The organism is Afipia dichlorophenoxyacetatis, from assembly GCF_055386385.1.
The window spans coordinates 5,057,410-5,072,783 of record NZ_AP029250.1; the positions used below are offsets into that span (position 1 = coordinate 5,057,410).

The following is a 15,374-nucleotide window of genomic DNA, read 5'->3' on the forward strand; positions in this document are numbered from 1 at the left end:
TCAGTGATCCTGTACGCGATTGAGCAATCCGCCGGGACGCAGCAGCAGAAAGCCGAAAAGCGAGAGATAGATGAAGAAAGCGCCGAATTGCGGCGCAATGATCTTGCATGCGCTGTCGCCGATCCCGAGCAACAGCGCCGCAACAAACGGACCACTCACGGTGCCCAATCCGCCGATCGATACGACAATGAGAAAGTAGGCGAGATTCTCCAGCGGATAACCTGGCGTGATCGCAATCATATCGCCGCCGAGACCGCCGCCGATCGCCGCCAGCGCACTTCCCGCGGCGAAGACGACGGAGAACAGTTTTTTGGTATCGATGCCGACTGCCTCGGCCATCGCACGATTGTCTACCGTCGCCCGTATGCGCATGCCTGTACTGGTTCGCTCGATGACGAGCAGCAAGGTGACGAAAATCACGATCCCCATCGCAATGAGAAAGACCCGGTACAACGGGAAGGCTCGCAGACCGAGGTCGAGTTTTCCGGTGAGAGCCGCCGGGACAGCCACGGTCTGCGGTATCGGGCCGTAGATGTAGTGTGCGACTGCGGACGCGACGAAGATGAGCCCCATGCTCAGCAGGACCTGATCGAATTCGCCCGCCCTGTAGACCTTGGCATACAGAACCCGTTCCAGAACGACGCTCGCCGCCGCCACGATCGCCGCAGTCAGGATAAGAGCCAGGGTAAAGGGAACAGCGAAGCGATTAAGAAAAGTAATGAGAAGATAACCTCCCGCCATCGCGAATGCCCCATGTGCGAGGTTGGCGATTCCCAAGAGCCCCATCGTGATCGATAGACCGACGGAGATGATATAGAGAACCATCGCATAAGCGGTTCCCGTAAAGAGGATGCTGAGCAGAATGTCTGACACGTGTCAGCAAGCTCCAGTAGCGGGAAGCGCCCGATGATCCAACAGCCGATAGCGCATCATTCGGGGTTAAAAGTTTTCCAGGGATCTTTCGACGGGGCCTCTTCTTCAAAAGTCACATTCGCTGGCTTGCCATTCACCATCTCAACCTTGTTCATCTTGATCGGCTGGACAATATCGCGGGTCTGCGGATCGATCGAAACATTGCCTCGCGGGCTGCTCGTGGCTTTCCAGTTGGAGAGCCATTTCAGGAGCGACGGGCCATCTGCGCTCGGTCCGAGTTCTTTGACGGCCGTATAGATCGCCGACATCGTATCCCACCCGGATACGGCCGTGACGTTCGGCAGCGAATTCTCGCCGTACTCGGCCTTCCAGGCCTTCACGAACTCGACATTGCCGGCATCCTTGTTGGCAGCCGCGTATGTCGCAGCGCTGATGAAGCCGACAACATCGGGAGGCATATGCGGTAACTCGTCATCCAGTGCATTATCACCGGGGCCAATCAGCTTAACGCCTGCGTCCCGCAAACCGGCGTCATTGAACGCCTTTGCAGCCGATGGCATGCGTCCGTTGTTAACAAAGATGAAGACGGCTTCAGGCTTCTCCGTCTTGAGGCGCTCCATGAATGGAAGATAGTCCGTTGTAACCATCGGGGCTCGAACCGCACCGACAACCTTGCCGCCGTTCTCCTCGAAACCTTTCTTGAAGGCAGCCTCTGAGTCGATACCGGCCGCGTAGTCGGCGACAAGAATCGCAGCGGTTTTGATGCTGTTCTTGGCGGCCCAGACTCCCATCGGGTAAGCCGTCTGCCACTGGGTATAGGAAAAGCGAACGAAATAAGGAGACGATCTCGTCAGGCTGGAGGTCGTTGCGTTCATCAAGGCCACGGGAACCTTGGCTTCCGTTGCAATCTTTGCCAGGGCGAACCCCTGCGGGGAGAGCGCAATACCTGTAATGATCTTGACGCCGTCGCGGACGATAAGCTCCTGCGCGATGCGCCGTGTGTTGTCCGGCACGCCGGCGTCGTCGCGCCGAATGACCTGTACAGAAGGCACTTCCTTTCCGTGCACCTTCTCGTAGAGTCGGGCGCCTCGATCAAGGCTATCGCCGAGAGCGGCGAACGGACCCGAGAGCGGCGCAAGCAAACCAACCTTGAGGACGCTTTCCGCGGCGGCAGGTGCCGCCGTTCCCAATGAAGCCGCAACGACGATCGCAGCGCTCACCAGAGCGGACAGTCGAACACGCATGAGCAGAGCTCCTCTGTTCCTCATTCCCGCCTGACTCGGTCGTCAGCGCATATTTAAAACTATCCGGAAGCGAACCACGAGGTGCAACCTAGAAAAAACTCACGAAGATGAATGCGAAAAATTCATCGTCGGAGCAGAAGAACTGCCGTTTCCGTAAGCTTCTTCCGCTCAATCGTCGAGCATTCCGCTCAACACGCAATCAATCTCGCTATAGCGTTCAGTCACGAGCATTCGTGATTTTTTTGGCGCTTATCGACCGCCTGAACTTGTATTACGCGTGTTCGATATCGATGCACGCGCGAGATCGGAAGTAGAATGCCATATGCTGGTCCCAATGACGCCTTGTATTATGAAGATGTCGGACACGGTCACCCGATCATTTTCATACCGGGCTTCGGCGGCGTGGGTTCGTTCTGGAGCAAGCAGACCGAATTCTTCAGAGAGCGGTTCAGGGTAATTACGGTCGATCAGCGCGGCGCCGGCGCCAGCGTACGCAGTCGGCAGAAATATTCACTCGATCAGATGACCGAGGATGTTCAGATCGTGATAGACGCCGCCGGGATCGATGCAGCCGTTCTGGTCGGCCATTCAACGGGAGGAGCCATCGCCCAGACATTGGCGGCGTGGACTCCGGATCGCGTGTCCGGACTTCTGCTCTCGTCAACATGGTGCAAGCCGGGCAACTATTTTCGCCGCGTGTTCGAGTTCCGGAGGTCCCTGCTTGAAATCGGTGCGACCGACTTATTTCACAAGGCCGGCATCTTCTTCCGCTATCCACCCGACTATGCCGAGGCGCACGACAACGCATTCGAGAATGGTGGCGCCGTCGATGTTGATATTACCATCGCCCGTATCAATGCGATTCTGGAGACAGACCAGACTCCCTTGATGGATCGAATCAAGGCGCCTACCGTTGTTGTTGCGGCGCACGATGACTGTCTCATCCCGCGTTACATGTCGGACGAAGTGGCTCGACGCATTCCGGGCTCCAAATACGTCGTTCTTGACCACGGCGGCCACTTTCTCCCCGAAACCCGCAGCAGCGACTACAATACCTTGCTCGATGACTTTCTTGGGAGTCTCGATCTGCAAACGTCCCCTAATACGGAGCGGAAGCGCTCCGCGAGCTAACCGGGGTAGCCACTCCTCATGAGGGCCGCATAATGCACGAGGTCACAAGCGATCAATCGTCAGAAGCCGCCCGCGAATTTCAATTTGATGAATTCGGCGAAGCCCGCGTACTTGGCAAATCCGATTTTATCGGCGTCAGCGATCAGATAGAGATCGCGCGCCTTTTTATCGGAGTATTGACCAAGCAATTTGACCAAGCGCCCGCTTTTGAGATCGTCGTTGACCAGGAATGCCGCGAGCCGGGCGATACCGAAACCATCGATCGCCCCCCTGTAGACGGCGCTGCCGAAACTGATGAAGCGGGATGGAGGAACGAGATTGAGCTCCTTGTCGTCGACGATGAATTGCCAGTGCGGATGCGTTCCAATGATGAGACAGTTGTGCGACTGGAGATCTTGCGGATGCTCGGGTGCTCCATGTTTCGCGATATAGCTCGGCGCCGCGCATACCGTCCATGGATTGGCGGCAAGCCTCATCGAAACCTTATTCTTGTCCGACGAGGGCAGCGATTGAACAGTAAAGTCGTAGTCGACATTGGAGCCGAGTTCGGACGGTATGAGCTCAATCCGCATCTGGGGATTGGCCTGCAGATATTCCGTGACGAAACCGACCAGCTTCCTTTCCAGAAGCGCGGCCGGCGCTCCGACCACAAGCTGGCCGACCGGAACCGGCGAGAATTGCCCAAGGTCATCGGCCGCCACGGCAATCGCCGACAGCAACGGCTTGATACGCTGAAAATACGCTTCTCCGGCGGCGGTCAGCTCGACCTTCCGAGTTGTCCTGGAGAGCAACTGAACGCCGAGTCTGTCTTCCAGCAGCGCGACCCGCCGGCTGATCGCCGAAGGCGTCAGGCGCAGCCGCCGAGCCGCACCAGCAAAGCCACCACTTTCGGCAACCAGAACGAAAACCTCAAGCTCCGACGCCATCCTTGACCCAGCCTTTCCTCTTCAATTTTTTCCGCTTATCGGGCTGTTTCACGAGGGAAGATGATGCGCTTTCCCAGAGACCCGAAGATTGCCTTGAAACAGGCGTTCACGACAATATCGAAACAAGAACACCGGTCCATTCCTCAGAGGCTGAATACCATGGCTAATCAAGAAAAAATCGCAATTTTGGGCGGCGGAATCTGTGGTCTCGCACTCGCCCTCAATCTGCATCGCCGGGGTCTTAGCTGCCGCGTCTATGAGCGCGTGGCGGAAATCAAACCTCTGGGCGTAGGCATCACGCTGCTGCCGCATGCGATGCGCGAAATGACCGCGCTGGGATTGGGCGATGAACTCTTCGCCGCTGGCATCGAAAATCACGAGAGCGCCTTCTTCAACCGCTTCGGACAACTGATCTACAAGGAACCGCGCGGAAAGTACGCAGGCTACGACGTTCCTGAGATCGGGATTCACAGAGGCCGATTGCACGTGATTCTTGCCAAGGCTGTGCGGGACAGGCTCGGCGCCGATGCGCTCCAGGTAAACCGCGAGGCCGTGAGCGTTGAGCAGGACGAGAACGGCGTAACCATCCACTTCAGAGAAACTTCAACCCGGCACCAACTCGAGAGCGTACGCGCCGATGTGGCGGTTGCTTGCGATGGCATCAATTCCGCGATCCGAAAGCAGTATTACCCAAACGAGACGCTCGCATTTGGAGGAATCAATAGCTGGCGCGGGGTCACGCGGCGAAAGCCCATCCTGGGAGGTCACACTTATATGCGCATCGGCTCGATACGCACCGGAAAGATAGTGATCTATCCGATTATCGATAATGTGGACGACCAAGGCAATCAGCTCATCAATTGGATGGCCGATATCAAACGTGACACATTCGAGCAAAACGATTGGAATCAGCCGGGCAATCTCGCAGACTTCCTGCCGGTCTATGCGAACTGGAATTTCGACTGGCTCGACATTCCACAAATGATCCGCGACTCGGAGCAGATCCTGGAATATCCAATGGTTGACAAGGAGCCGATCGACGTCTGGACCTTCAGTCGTGTAACGCTCGCCGGCGATGCCGCTCATCCGATGTATCCGCGCGGCTCCAATGGCGCTGCACAGTCGCTGATTGACGCACGCACGCTCGCCGACGCGTTGCTCAAATACTCCGACCCGATGCAGGCTTTCAAGGATTACGAAGCCGCGCGGGTCGTACCCGCCGCCAACGTCGTTCGCACGAACCGCGAATCTCCGCCGGATTTTATCAACACCACAGTCGAGAAGCTGGTCGGCGATAAACCGTTTGAGAATCTGGACGACTACATCAGCCAGGACGAGCTTCGAAAGCTGTCTGAAAACTACAAGCGTATAGCCGGCTTTACGATCTCCGATGTGGTCGCCCCACGATCTGATTCCTGAAAAATGGCTGCGCTGTTTCAATCCTGATCGACCACGCGGTGAGCACCTCTATGCCCTCACTCCCTCGACTAGCGTTCATCGGCTGGGGCGCCATCAACTCAAGAGTCGGCGAACTCCTGAGGGAACGCGAGTCTCCGGTTGACATCGTTGCCGTCGCGACCGGCAAATTTTCCGGCGCACGCGCCGCATGGCCCGACAGCGCAGCATTGCTATCAGCTCCAGACGACCTGATCGCACTCAAACCCGATCTGGTGATCGAGGCCGCGGGCCGTGCCGCGATCTCGCAATGGGGTCCTGCCGCGCTCGTCGCCGCACCTGCGGTCATTTTTGCATCGACCAGTGCATTCAGCGACGACGGCATACTTACATCGCTTTCCGATTTGGCGGAACGTCACGGCAGCAAAATCGAGTTGCCCTCAGGGGCGATCGGCGGCATGGATGCGCTGACAAGCGCCGCGATTCTTGGCCTGGATGATGTCGTGCATCAGATCATAAAGCCGCCCGATGCCTGGAGGGGAACGGCAACCGAGCAACTGATCAATCTAGACCGCCTGACGAAACGCACTGTCTTTTTTTCGGGGAACGCGCGGCAGGCGTCTGCGACCTATCCGCAGAACGCCAACGCGACAGTCGTCACGTCGCTGGCGGGTATCGGCCTGGACCGTACCCGCGTCGAAATGATCGCGGATCCCTCCACATCGACGAACGGTCACAGGATCGTTGCCCGTGGTGCGTTCGGTCAGATGGAGATAACCCTGGAAAACAAACCACTGGCAACCAATCCGAAGTCGTCAGAATTGACAGCACTTAGTTTGGTTCGGCTGATCGAGAATCGCGTCAGGAATTTCATCATACATTGAGAACGTCTAAGCTCTTTTAAGCATCGTCGTTGCCAGCTGCGTGTCGGCAAGGAGCAAGACTCTGGTTACGTCCAGCCCGTGGTAACAGCGGCGAGCGCATAGAGTGGTTGATCATTCTCGACCGAGGTAGGCTCATCGGCACAGGCCGCGCTGAGCATGAAACTGAAAAAGCAGAAAGATGCCTTGAAGCGCATATCGCCGCGCGTGGCATCTACATTACTGACCTACACATCCACGCCAGCATCAAGATGAAGATGTGCGATCTTCTCTAAATGCGCATCAACGGGATCAACCCCTGGGTCTGCAGTTTATGTAGAGTGAGTGATGCCCCCAGCTGGAGGGCGGGGCTTCTCGATCAATTGAAACCCCCTCACATCCGTGATGAGGAATGTTGATGGCATCATCGCAGTTTCTGCAAGCATAGATGAGCGAGGGGGCCGCTTTCCCGAACCGCACGGCCGTGGCGGTAACTCCATGGATCGTTATCCGTCTCAAAAAATAGATTTATCTTGAAGTTTGGAAATATGCACATTATGGTTTCCGCCTTCGACAGATGGTTCGCGGCCAATCCTTCAGGATTGCGCCGCTCTTTTGTTCAAGGCGCCGATGGGACCGCTCGCTCCTGAGACCGATCAAATCGCTCCAACAAAATGGAGCCCTACTGTAGTGGCAGAGCCATGTGCGGTGGTTTCCAACGAAGATGTGAACTCCGAATATCGGCTGTTGATTGTGAGCTGTGGTGAGGAGGCGGCCAGAGCCACGCCTGGGCAATTCTTCCAATTGCTTTGCCCTCACCCTTCGGCCGAGCAGCCATTCCTGCGGCGTCCCATGAGCGTTTATGGAGCCGACGTCGCGCGCCGTCAGGTGCAGTTTCTCTACAAGGTGACAGGTGCCGGCACGCGCGGGCTGAAAACTCTCAAGCCCGGTAACGAACTCGATATCATGGGGCCTCTAGGCCAGGGCTTCACGCTCGACCCTCGGTTTCGCAGCATAGTCGCGATCGGTCGTGGTGCCGGCTTGGCAACGTTAGCTCCACTGGCCGAGGCGGCGCGCGCGAAGGGCATTCGCGTGACGGCGATCCTAAGCGCGAGGACGCCAGACCTGCTCGTTTCGGTGAGACGCTTTCAGGAGCAAGGCGCAGAGGTCATCACCGTCACAGATTTTGAGGCGACGAGCGGTCCAGCGAACGTGGAACGGATACTTCGCGCGCTCATCACCGATGGCGCATGCGACGCATTCTACACGTGCGGATCAAACCGGCTGTTGCGGGTTCAACAGCGGCTTGCGGTCGAATTTAATCTAAACGGTCAGATCGCGATGGAGCAGCAAATGGCCTGCGGAATTGGGCTTTGTTACTGCTGTGTCCGAGATTTCAATGTCTCCGGAAAGCTGGTCAATCGCCGGGTCTGCTGGGATGGGCCGATCTTCAATATCTTGGAGGCGCTGCCGTGAGCATTGTTCCGCAGCCAGACCTGAGTGCGAAGGTTGGTGGCCTCCATTTGCGAAATCCGATCATGCCGGCATCAGGCACCTTCGCGGAAGGGCTGTCTAAAGTGATGGACTTCGACCGCTTGGGAGCAATTGTAACAAAAACGATCACGCGAGAACCCAGGTCTGGGAATCCTTTGCCTCGGGTCGTCGAACGGCCGGGAAGTCTGATCAATGCGATCGGCATCCCATCGAAAGGTGTGACTCAGTTCATCCGAGACGTCATTCCCTACTACGCCGGCTTTGATACACCGCTTGTAGTGAGCATTTCGGCGCCAACCGCTGAAGGCTTTGCCAGTTTGGCCGAGGAGCTTTCGCTGCCCGGCGTCGCCGCGATCGAAGCGAATATATCGTGTCCCAACATCGAAGAAGATGGCAAGGCGTTTGCCATGCGAGCGGCTTCAACCTCGACGGTGACGCGGTTGCTGCGTGACGCGACCAATCTTCCGCTTTGGGTCAAGCTAACGCCGAATACCGGCGACATCGCCGAAGTGGCAAAAGCTGCTGAGGATGCCGGCGCGGATGCTGTTGTTGTGGCCAATACCATTCTCAGCATGGCGATAGACCTGAAAACATTTAAGCCGGCACTCGGCAATATCATGGGCGGTTTGTCCGGGCCCGCCATCAAACCGATTGTCCTTCGCCAGGTTTTTCAATGTTCTCGGGCGGTCAAAATCCCGGTCATCGGGTGTGGTGGGATATCCACTGCAGATGACGTCGTAGAGTACATGCTGGCCGGCGCGACCGCGGTGCAAGTCGGTACGGCCACATTTATCCACCCTTCCGCGATGATGACGATAATCGACGACCTTTCAGCCTTTTGCCTCCATCGCGATATTCCGAGAGTATCGGAGCTTACAGGCAGGGTTCTCATCGAAGAAGCCGACGAGGCTGACCTCGCGTGGGTGGATCCGGTATGATTGTAAACACGTGCGATCCAGAGGTCGTGTCGGCTGATGCTGAACTTGCCAATGATATTTTCGACGAACTCCGTCGGCGAACATCGGATGGCATTGGCATATCAAGGGACAGTTACGGGGCCCGAGAATCCCTTGCGCTGGACATTGTGGAAAATAGAGCGCGGCATTTCGGGCTGGCAACCGAACGCGATGCCGCCGCAAACCTCGTTGTAACGCTTCATGGACAGGCTCCGAATCTTCCGTACATCGCCTGCGGTTCCCACCTCGATTCGGTTCCACAAGGCGGAAATTTCGATGGAGCTGCGGGTGTAATCGCAGGCCTCGCAATTCTAGCGGACCTCAAGAGAAGAAACGTTCGACCTCGCCGCACCGTGAAGTTGTTTGCGCTACGCGGAGAAGAAAGCGCCCGTTTTGGCAGAGCCTATATGGGATCCAGCGCCCTCTTCGGTAAGCTGCGAGAGGCTGATCTAACCACTCAGGATTCTGGCGGACGGACCCTATCCGAATGCATGGCCGATGTCGGAGTGGATATCGCGCGAGTATCCAGACAAGAGATGCTTGTTGATCCTTCAGAAATCGCTGCCTGGATTGAGCTTCACATCGAACAAGGCCCAGTTCTGCTGGCGAGAAATCTACCCGTTGGAATCGTAACTGGCATTCGCGGCAACATCAGGCATCGTGCGATTACCTGCATCGGCGAGGCCGGCCATTCGGGTGCCGTGCCTCGATGGTTACGGCACGACGCCGTGTTCGCCACTGCTGAGCTTGTGACTCATCTTGACCGCCACTGGCGAACCCTCCTGGAAAGGGGGCGCGACATCGTCGTTACATCCGGGATTGTCGAAACCGATGCTCGGGAGCACGCGATCGCCCGCATTCCGGGAACTGTGCGCTTTAGCCTGGATATTCGCAGTCAACACAAGGAAACGCTCGAAGCGTTTTACGATCTCTTCCTCTCCGAATGCGCGATGATATCCGAGGAACGCGGCGTCGAATTTCGGCTAGATCGGCGCATCGATTCCGCCCCGGCTGCCATGGATCAGGATTGGATCAAGCGCCTGAAGACGTCAGCAGACCGTCTTCAGCTTTCTAACGAAGAAATGGCGAGCGGAGCTGGTCACGATGCTGCGGTATTTGCGAGCGCGGGAGTACCGAGTGCGATGATTTTCGTCCGGAACGAGAATGGCTCGCACAACCCAAACGAAAAAATGGAAATGGCAGACTTTTTGGCAGCGGTTTCCCTGATGAGGTCCGCCATAGAGGAGGCGGCGCAATGAGCCTTCATCGACTTTTCGATACTGTATCTGCAGCTTCGCGCGCATCGAATTGCACAATAACCATCCGTCGTCCCGATGACTGGCACATTCATCTCAGGGATGGCGAAACCCTGAAAGCTGTCCTTCCCTTCACGACAGCACAGTTTGCCCGCGGCATTGTCATGCCTAACTTGATTCCGCCGGTCACAACCCCGAAAGAGGCTGCAGCTTACAGAGATCGCGTCCTAGCCGCGCGTCCAGGAGGCAACGACTTCACGCCCTTCATGACCTGCTATCTCACGGACGAAACCTCTTCCGACGACATTGAGCGGGGCTTTGCAGAACGGATCTGGATAGCGGCAAAGCTTTACCCCGCAGGCGCTACAACGAATTCGAGCCATGGGGTGACGTCACTGAAGCGCATTTCTGCCGTCCTGGAACGAATGGAGAGGATCGGTATGCCGGTCCTGATCCATGGCGAAACAATCGATCCGCAAGTCGACATCTTTGACCGAGAAGCAACATTCATCGAGCGGGATCTCCTGCCGTTGATGGCGCGGCATCAAGGATTGCGCATCGTTCTTGAACACGCGACAACGACCGAAGCGGTAGACGTGGTTCGGGCCAACGCCACGCGTATGGCGGCGACCATCACACCGCATCATCTTGTCATTAATCGCACATCTCTGTTCCAAGGGGGACTTCGCCCTCACCTGTATTGCCTTCCCGTCGCGAAGCATGAACGGCATCGTCTGGCGCTTCGACGAGCTGCGACGTCGGGCGATCGATGCTTCTTCATTGGCACCGATACAGCACCGCATTTTAGAAGCCGCAAGGAAGCAACCTGTTGCGCTGCGGGCATCTTTAGTGGCGCAACTGCCCTCCAAACCTACGTCCAGGTCTTCGATGAAGAAGAGGCACTCGACCGGTTCGAGGCCTTCGCGTCGCTAAATGGCGCCCTCTTCCACGGAATTCCGCCAAACACAGGGACAATCACCCTGGAGCGCAAACCGGGCAGAGTCATCGCCGAGGTGGGCATCGAGAACGAAGAAATCATGGTCTTTCGCGGCGGTGAAAATTTGCCTTGGTCGATCAGCAGGATTTCTCCATGACAGCAGAAGAAGTCGGTCGCCGCGTCAGCGAGCTTCTGTTCAAGGCGGGAGCAATTCACTGCAATCTTTCGCAGCCATATATGCTGGCTGGTGGATGGGCCAGCCCGGTGTATATCGACGTCCGCTTGCTGTTTGGTGAGCACGACATGCGCAATCAACTGGTGACCTTGGTCAGTGATTATCTCATTGCTCACTTTCCTGCTAACGCGTTTGATGCCGTCGTAGGAGCCGAGACTGCGGGAATTCCGCTCTCGGTATCCTTGGCTGACCGAAACGGCTTCGATCTCCGGTACGTGCGAAAGCGCCCGCTAGGCATTGGAAGAGACGCTCAAGTCGAGGGCGGGTCCGTCGATGGTCTACGCGTGCTTCTCGTGGATGACATCACGACCGATGGATCCAGCAAGCTTAACTTCGCCCGCGGGCTGCGCGCCGCCGGGGCTCACCTCGAACATGTCTTGAGTGTTTTCTTTCATGATGCATTCCCTGGTGCGAGAGATCGACTGGCCGAGGCCGGACTGAACCTGCACGCCCTCGCAGGATGGAACGATCTGCTTCGAGCGGATTCTGGCACTCTTCACGAGCACGAACGGGCGGAGATCGAGCGTTTTCTCGCTGACCCCGTGGTCTGGTCGGCCAGGCACGGGGGCCGTGTCAGCGCCAGCAACCGATGGTAAAAGAGAAGGGGGCAGCAGCTCGAACATTTGAGGACCGCTATGGTGACCGAACCAACCGTGCCGCCCTCCTCTAGCGAGCCAATTAAGGTTCCCGCGACCATAACCATCGAACGGGAACGTGTTCCCACGAGAAGCGAGCGAGATCTTCTCGGCGAGATGGATATTCCCTCGGACGTCTACTGGGGAATCCACTCACTTCGCGCAATTGAGAACTTCCCGATTACAGGAATAACTGTCGGACGCTTTGGCGAACTCGTCCGCGCTCTGGTCTATGTGAAGCAAGCGGCGGCACGTGCGAACTGTCGACTCACCATCTCTCGAAAACAAAAGCGAATGCGATCGAAGAGGCCTGCAAGCTGATCGTATCAGATGAAAAATATCTCGATCAGTTTGTCGTGGACGCCGTCCAAGGAGGAGCCGGCACGTTGGAAATCCTCGGCGAAAAGCGAGGGGACTACTCGTCGCTTCATCCGAATGACGACGTCAATATGTCGCAATCCACCAATGACGCCTATCCGACCGCTGTGCGTTTGGCGATCATTCTTGCAACAGATCCACTGATTGCAGCCTTGGATGAGCTGGCTTACGCTTTCAAGGCCAAGGCAGTTGAGACCGCGGACGTTGTTAAGATTGGGCGCACGCAGCTTCAAGACGCGGTACCGATGACCGTTGGCCAGGAGTTTGATGCCTTCTTCGCGACGATTAAAGAAGACGTTGGACGCCTCAACGACGTGGTGCGCTTGTTCTACGAAGTCAATCTGGGCGCGACAGCAATTGGCACAGGCATCAATGCCGATCCGCGATATGCGGCACTTGCTGTCGAGGAGCTTTCAAGGATAGCGCACCGGCCGTTGGTCCCCGCCTCCAATCTTATCGAAGCCACCTCCGATATGGGCGCATTCGTGCTGTTCTCCGGGGTCTTGAAGAGGATTGCCGTGAAGTTGTCCAAGATCTGCAATGATCTTCGACTGCTGTCGAGCGGCCCGCGCGCCGGCTTTGCTGAGATCAAGCTGCCGCCGGTCCAGGCGGGTTCGTCGATCATGCCTGGAAAGGTGAACCCCGTCATTCCAGAGGTTGTCAACCAGGTTGCGTTCATCGTCATCGGCCACGATCTGACGGTGACCATGTGCGCCGAGGGAGGCCAACTGCAACTCAACGCGTTCGAACCGACGATTGCGTACTGTCTGCTTTCGAGTCTCCGCCTGCTCACTGCGGCCATTACCACATTGACGACGAAATGCGTCGTTGGGATCGAAGTTGACCACGAGCGTTGCCAAGCGCTCGTTGAGCAATCCGTCGGTCTTGTGACCGCGCTCGGCCCGATCCTTGGTTACGACGTCGCGTCGAAGGTTGCGAAAAAAGCCCTGGCGGAGAAGCGAAAAGTGGCTGACGTCGTTCTCGGGGAGAAATTACTCACACGCGAACAGCTCGAAGCCTATTTGCGAATCGAGACGATGACAGCTCCGTCCAGAGTGAGCGCAAAGCCGGGACGTCGCCCCTCTTAGGACGCCCGTCGTACTGCACGGAGACCAACACCAGAACGACTTAGGACGGCGCGCAAGACACTGGCTGCTTCGCTTCCCTTGTGTGCACTCCGCCAGAGGTCAGTCACCAGCCTCTCGTACAAACGCACCGGCTCTTCGTCGCTCGTTAGCATCGCAAAACCGGTCCGGATGTTTGGCAGCTCGCCACCGAGCCTAAACGGACTAAGGCCGAGGAGTGTTCGCTCCGACGTTCGAAATAATTGGAACGTAACGTTGGGAAGAGCTTCCTCGATAAGGCCGATCTGAACTCCCATAGGGTCGCTTTCGATGAGCGAGATCAGATGCTCGACCTCGCGACGAGCAGCCACACGTCGCTTTGCTACTTCTTCCGCCGGGAGATTGAAGCGGCCGACGACCCCGAGTTTCAGCCACCTTTCAATTTCGGGCAAGTTCACAAGGTTGACTACGCTCAGGTGGCGTTTTTGCCTGCCGCTCTTTCGATCGTCGAGGATCCCAATGATCTGATCGATCTCCGCGATATATTTCTTTGACGCCTTCTCCGGCGCCGGCGCCGCCTCGATCAGAGTCTGCTTGAGGTGCTTGGAATAATCTTGGGAAGTCAGGAGATACGACATCGGCGGAAAGTGAGCGATCACCTGCTCGGACTTCTGCTCGATTTGCCTCATCCGTTCAAAATAGCTAACCGCGTTGGAATAGTACTCTACGCCGACGCCCAAAAGCGAAGCCACCGAAGTCTCGAGTACCGCCGCCAAACGATCGAGAGTCTCGATCTTGACGACGTCTCCGGCTTCTACGCGATAGACAGCAGCCCGTGAAATGCCGAGCTTTTCCGCGATTTGATCGGCATTCAGGCCCTTTCCCAAACGGTAGGCCCGAAGCCGCTCGCCGATTTCGATATAGCGAGCATCCATATTCAGCTCCGTCTCAGATTTGAGACGAAGCTATCCGAAAAGCTGTGCGGGACGAACAGTTTTCGGCACCTCTGCCTGGTTTTTGCGTGGATAGCCTAAACCAATTCGACCGAAGCTATTTCATTCAGCGCATTCATTCTGATATCAGGAGAGAGAGCGATCTTTGTCTCGGCATCCTCGACGACCCTTAGCAGTCGACGAAATGTTACCTCAGCCAGTTCGGTGGGAAGAGCCTCGCCGTTGTAAGTATCGATGAAGGGATCGACCATCGTCGATAGGAGCTTGTAGAAAGCTCGGTGCTCTCGATCGGACCCGGCCATGGCGTTGGTCCGCTCTTTGAAAGCTTTGTAGGTCCGCAAGCCCGGATGCTGTGCAGCGAGCCAATCGTGAAGTTCAGACACGGTACAGTCCCTCCTCATTCCGAGAAAAGAAACAATCAGGATATCACGGAATAGACGCGCGACAAGCGATAATAGTTTGCTCGACGTCAGTGACGCTGATGTGAATGCGCCTCCTTTAGTAAAGTTCTGCAGCGGCGATTTCATTCAAGACCGCCAATTGAGTTTCGATCGGTGATCCGAGTGAACGTTCTGCCTCGGCCACTAACGTAAGCAGCCTTTGGTAAGCGCGCTCAGCGAACTCAATCGGCAATGGTTCTTCATCAAACGTCGCTGCATATCCCGACGCCAGGTTGGACAGTAATCGATAGATTGCGCGATGGGTCGGATCGTCATTCGCTGCCTGCAACAGCTTCTCGTTAAGGGTCCGGTAAGTTCTTAACCCCGGATGCTGGTGACGGAGCCAGTCATGCAATTCACCCATTCGAGCCTCTCACAAGAAAGAAACGACTAGATTATCAAACGCGAGACTTTCATCAAATCATTTTTGAGACATGTCGCAATTATGACTTTTCGGTTGCGCTGGCGTTACTCTGGCGTTCTGCAACTGATCCTGAAATGTCTGGAAAAACTGATCCGCTTACTTTTTCGCCGTCCTCCCTGCCGGCAGGAAGCTCCATCTCACCGTCCATGTTGAATGCCATTGCCTTCCTCCAG

At 56.5% G+C, this 15,374-nt stretch carries 15 protein-coding genes and 1 pseudogene; 9 read left to right on the top strand and 7 right to left on the bottom strand.

The features are described from left to right. Both ACZ5C3_RS23625 and ACZ5C3_RS23630 read right to left on the bottom strand, forming a co-directional pair. Window positions 1-873, bottom strand: a complete 873-nt coding sequence (locus ACZ5C3_RS23625; protein ID WP_464033525.1) for a branched-chain amino acid ABC transporter permease — start codon at window positions 871-873, stop codon at window positions 1-3. Window positions 874-929: 56 nt separating this feature from the next. Continuing rightward, window positions 930-2,117: an ABC transporter substrate-binding protein gene (locus tag ACZ5C3_RS23630; RefSeq protein WP_464033526.1), complete on the bottom strand. Its 1,188-nt coding sequence runs from the start codon at window positions 2,115-2,117 to the stop codon at window positions 930-932. 315 nt (window positions 2,118-2,432) lie between these two features. Between ACZ5C3_RS23630 and ACZ5C3_RS23635 the strand changes: the two genes are divergently transcribed. Then, the gene (locus tag ACZ5C3_RS23635) at window positions 2,433-3,248 is read left to right on the top strand and encodes an alpha/beta fold hydrolase (RefSeq protein WP_464044320.1); all 816 of its coding nucleotides are present in this window, start codon (window positions 2,433-2,435) and stop codon (window positions 3,246-3,248) included. Window positions 3,249-3,307: 59 nt separating this feature from the next. On the opposite strand, the gene ACZ5C3_RS23640 is transcribed toward ACZ5C3_RS23635, so the two are convergent. Then, window positions 3,308-4,174, bottom strand: a complete 867-nt coding sequence (locus ACZ5C3_RS23640; RefSeq protein WP_464033531.1) for a LysR family transcriptional regulator — start codon at window positions 4,172-4,174, stop codon at window positions 3,308-3,310. Window positions 4,175-4,333: 159 nt separating this feature from the next. Between ACZ5C3_RS23640 and ACZ5C3_RS23645 the strand changes: the two genes are divergently transcribed. The 8 genes and pseudogenes from ACZ5C3_RS23645 to ACZ5C3_RS23680 all read left to right on the top strand — a co-directional run bounded on the left by ACZ5C3_RS23645 (window position 4,334) and on the right by ACZ5C3_RS23680 (window position 13,408). Continuing rightward, window positions 4,334-5,593 carry a flavin-dependent oxidoreductase gene (locus ACZ5C3_RS23645; protein ID WP_464033532.1) on the top strand — a complete coding sequence of 420 codons (1,260 nt, stop codon included), beginning with the start codon at window positions 4,334-4,336 and terminating at the stop codon, window positions 5,591-5,593. A 50-nt stretch (window positions 5,594-5,643) separates the two neighbouring features. After that, complete coding sequence (locus ACZ5C3_RS23650) at window positions 5,644-6,453, top strand: aspartate dehydrogenase (RefSeq protein WP_464044321.1); 810 nt, start codon at window positions 5,644-5,646, stop codon at window positions 6,451-6,453. A gap of 828 nt (window positions 6,454-7,281) precedes the next feature. Beyond that, window positions 7,282-7,905, top strand: coding sequence for an iron-sulfur cluster-binding protein (locus ACZ5C3_RS23655; RefSeq protein ID WP_464033534.1), 624 nt, complete (start codon window positions 7,282-7,284; stop codon window positions 7,903-7,905). After that, entirely contained in the window at window positions 7,902-8,861 is a 960-nt protein-coding gene (locus tag ACZ5C3_RS23660; protein WP_464033535.1) for a dihydroorotate dehydrogenase, read from the top strand. Before ACZ5C3_RS23655 ends, ACZ5C3_RS23660 begins: the two co-directional genes overlap by 4 nt. Further along, on the top strand, window positions 8,858-10,138 hold the full coding sequence (locus ACZ5C3_RS23665; RefSeq protein ID WP_464033537.1) for an allantoate amidohydrolase: 1,281 nt from the start codon (window positions 8,858-8,860) through the stop codon (window positions 10,136-10,138). Before ACZ5C3_RS23660 ends, ACZ5C3_RS23665 begins: the two co-directional genes overlap by 4 nt. Next, window positions 10,135-11,229: a dihydroorotase gene (gene pyrC, locus ACZ5C3_RS23670; protein ID WP_464033539.1), complete on the top strand. Its 1,095-nt coding sequence runs from the start codon at window positions 10,135-10,137 to the stop codon at window positions 11,227-11,229. Before ACZ5C3_RS23665 ends, pyrC begins: the two co-directional genes overlap by 4 nt. Beyond that, window positions 11,226-11,903, top strand: coding sequence for an orotate phosphoribosyltransferase (locus tag ACZ5C3_RS23675; protein WP_464033540.1), 678 nt, complete (start codon window positions 11,226-11,228; stop codon window positions 11,901-11,903). Before pyrC ends, ACZ5C3_RS23675 begins: the two co-directional genes overlap by 4 nt. Window positions 11,904-11,942: 39 nt before the next feature. After that, a pseudogene (locus ACZ5C3_RS23680) lies at window positions 11,943-13,408 on the top strand (aspartate ammonia-lyase). Here the strand turns inward: ACZ5C3_RS23680 and ACZ5C3_RS23685 are convergent. The 4 genes from ACZ5C3_RS23685 to ACZ5C3_RS23700 form a co-directional block, all read right to left on the bottom strand. Then, window positions 13,405-14,319: a helix-turn-helix domain-containing protein gene (locus tag ACZ5C3_RS23685; protein WP_464033542.1), complete on the bottom strand. Its 915-nt coding sequence runs from the start codon at window positions 14,317-14,319 to the stop codon at window positions 13,405-13,407. The pseudogene ACZ5C3_RS23680 and the gene ACZ5C3_RS23685 overlap by 4 nt on opposite strands. 95 nt (window positions 14,320-14,414) lie before the next feature. Then, window positions 14,415-14,720: a hypothetical protein gene (locus ACZ5C3_RS23690; RefSeq protein WP_464033544.1), complete on the bottom strand. Its 306-nt coding sequence runs from the start codon at window positions 14,718-14,720 to the stop codon at window positions 14,415-14,417. A gap of 115 nt (window positions 14,721-14,835) precedes the next feature. After that, window positions 14,836-15,141: a hypothetical protein gene (locus tag ACZ5C3_RS23695; RefSeq protein ID WP_464033546.1), complete on the bottom strand. Its 306-nt coding sequence runs from the start codon at window positions 15,139-15,141 to the stop codon at window positions 14,836-14,838. Between the two features lie 79 nt (window positions 15,142-15,220). Further along, window positions 15,221-15,361: a hypothetical protein gene (locus ACZ5C3_RS23700; protein ID WP_464044322.1), complete on the bottom strand. Its 141-nt coding sequence runs from the start codon at window positions 15,359-15,361 to the stop codon at window positions 15,221-15,223. Window positions 15,362-15,374: the final 13 nt, after the last annotated feature.

Bases quoted from the DNA above. Each gene is read 5' to 3' on its own strand.
- ACZ5C3_RS23635 (WP_464044320.1), top strand. From the start codon at position 2,433: ATGCCATATGCTGGTCCCAATGACGCCTTGTATTATGAAGATGTCGGA.
- ACZ5C3_RS23695 (WP_464033546.1), bottom strand. From the start codon at position 15,141: ATGGGTGAATTGCATGACTGGCTCCGTCACCAGCATCCGGGGTTAAGA.
- ACZ5C3_RS23630 (WP_464033526.1), bottom strand. From the start codon at position 2,117: ATGCGTGTTCGACTGTCCGCTCTGGTGAGCGCTGCGATCGTCGTTGCG.
- ACZ5C3_RS23665 (WP_464033537.1), top strand. From the start codon at position 8,858: ATGATTGTAAACACGTGCGATCCAGAGGTCGTGTCGGCTGATGCTGAA.
- ACZ5C3_RS23650 (WP_464044321.1), top strand. From the start codon at position 5,644: ATGCCCTCACTCCCTCGACTAGCGTTCATCGGCTGGGGCGCCATCAAC.
- ACZ5C3_RS23685 (WP_464033542.1), bottom strand. From the start codon at position 14,319: ATGGATGCTCGCTATATCGAAATCGGCGAGCGGCTTCGGGCCTACCGT.
- ACZ5C3_RS23645 (WP_464033532.1), top strand. From the start codon at position 4,334: ATGGCTAATCAAGAAAAAATCGCAATTTTGGGCGGCGGAATCTGTGGT.
- ACZ5C3_RS23700 (WP_464044322.1), bottom strand. From the start codon at position 15,361: ATGGCATTCAACATGGACGGTGAGATGGAGCTTCCTGCCGGCAGGGAG.
- ACZ5C3_RS23675 (WP_464033540.1), top strand. From the start codon at position 11,226: ATGACAGCAGAAGAAGTCGGTCGCCGCGTCAGCGAGCTTCTGTTCAAG.
- ACZ5C3_RS23640 (WP_464033531.1), bottom strand. From the start codon at position 4,174: ATGGCGTCGGAGCTTGAGGTTTTCGTTCTGGTTGCCGAAAGTGGTGGC.
- pyrC (WP_464033539.1), top strand. From the start codon at position 10,135: ATGAGCCTTCATCGACTTTTCGATACTGTATCTGCAGCTTCGCGCGCA.
- ACZ5C3_RS23655 (WP_464033534.1), top strand. From the start codon at position 7,282: ATGAGCGTTTATGGAGCCGACGTCGCGCGCCGTCAGGTGCAGTTTCTC.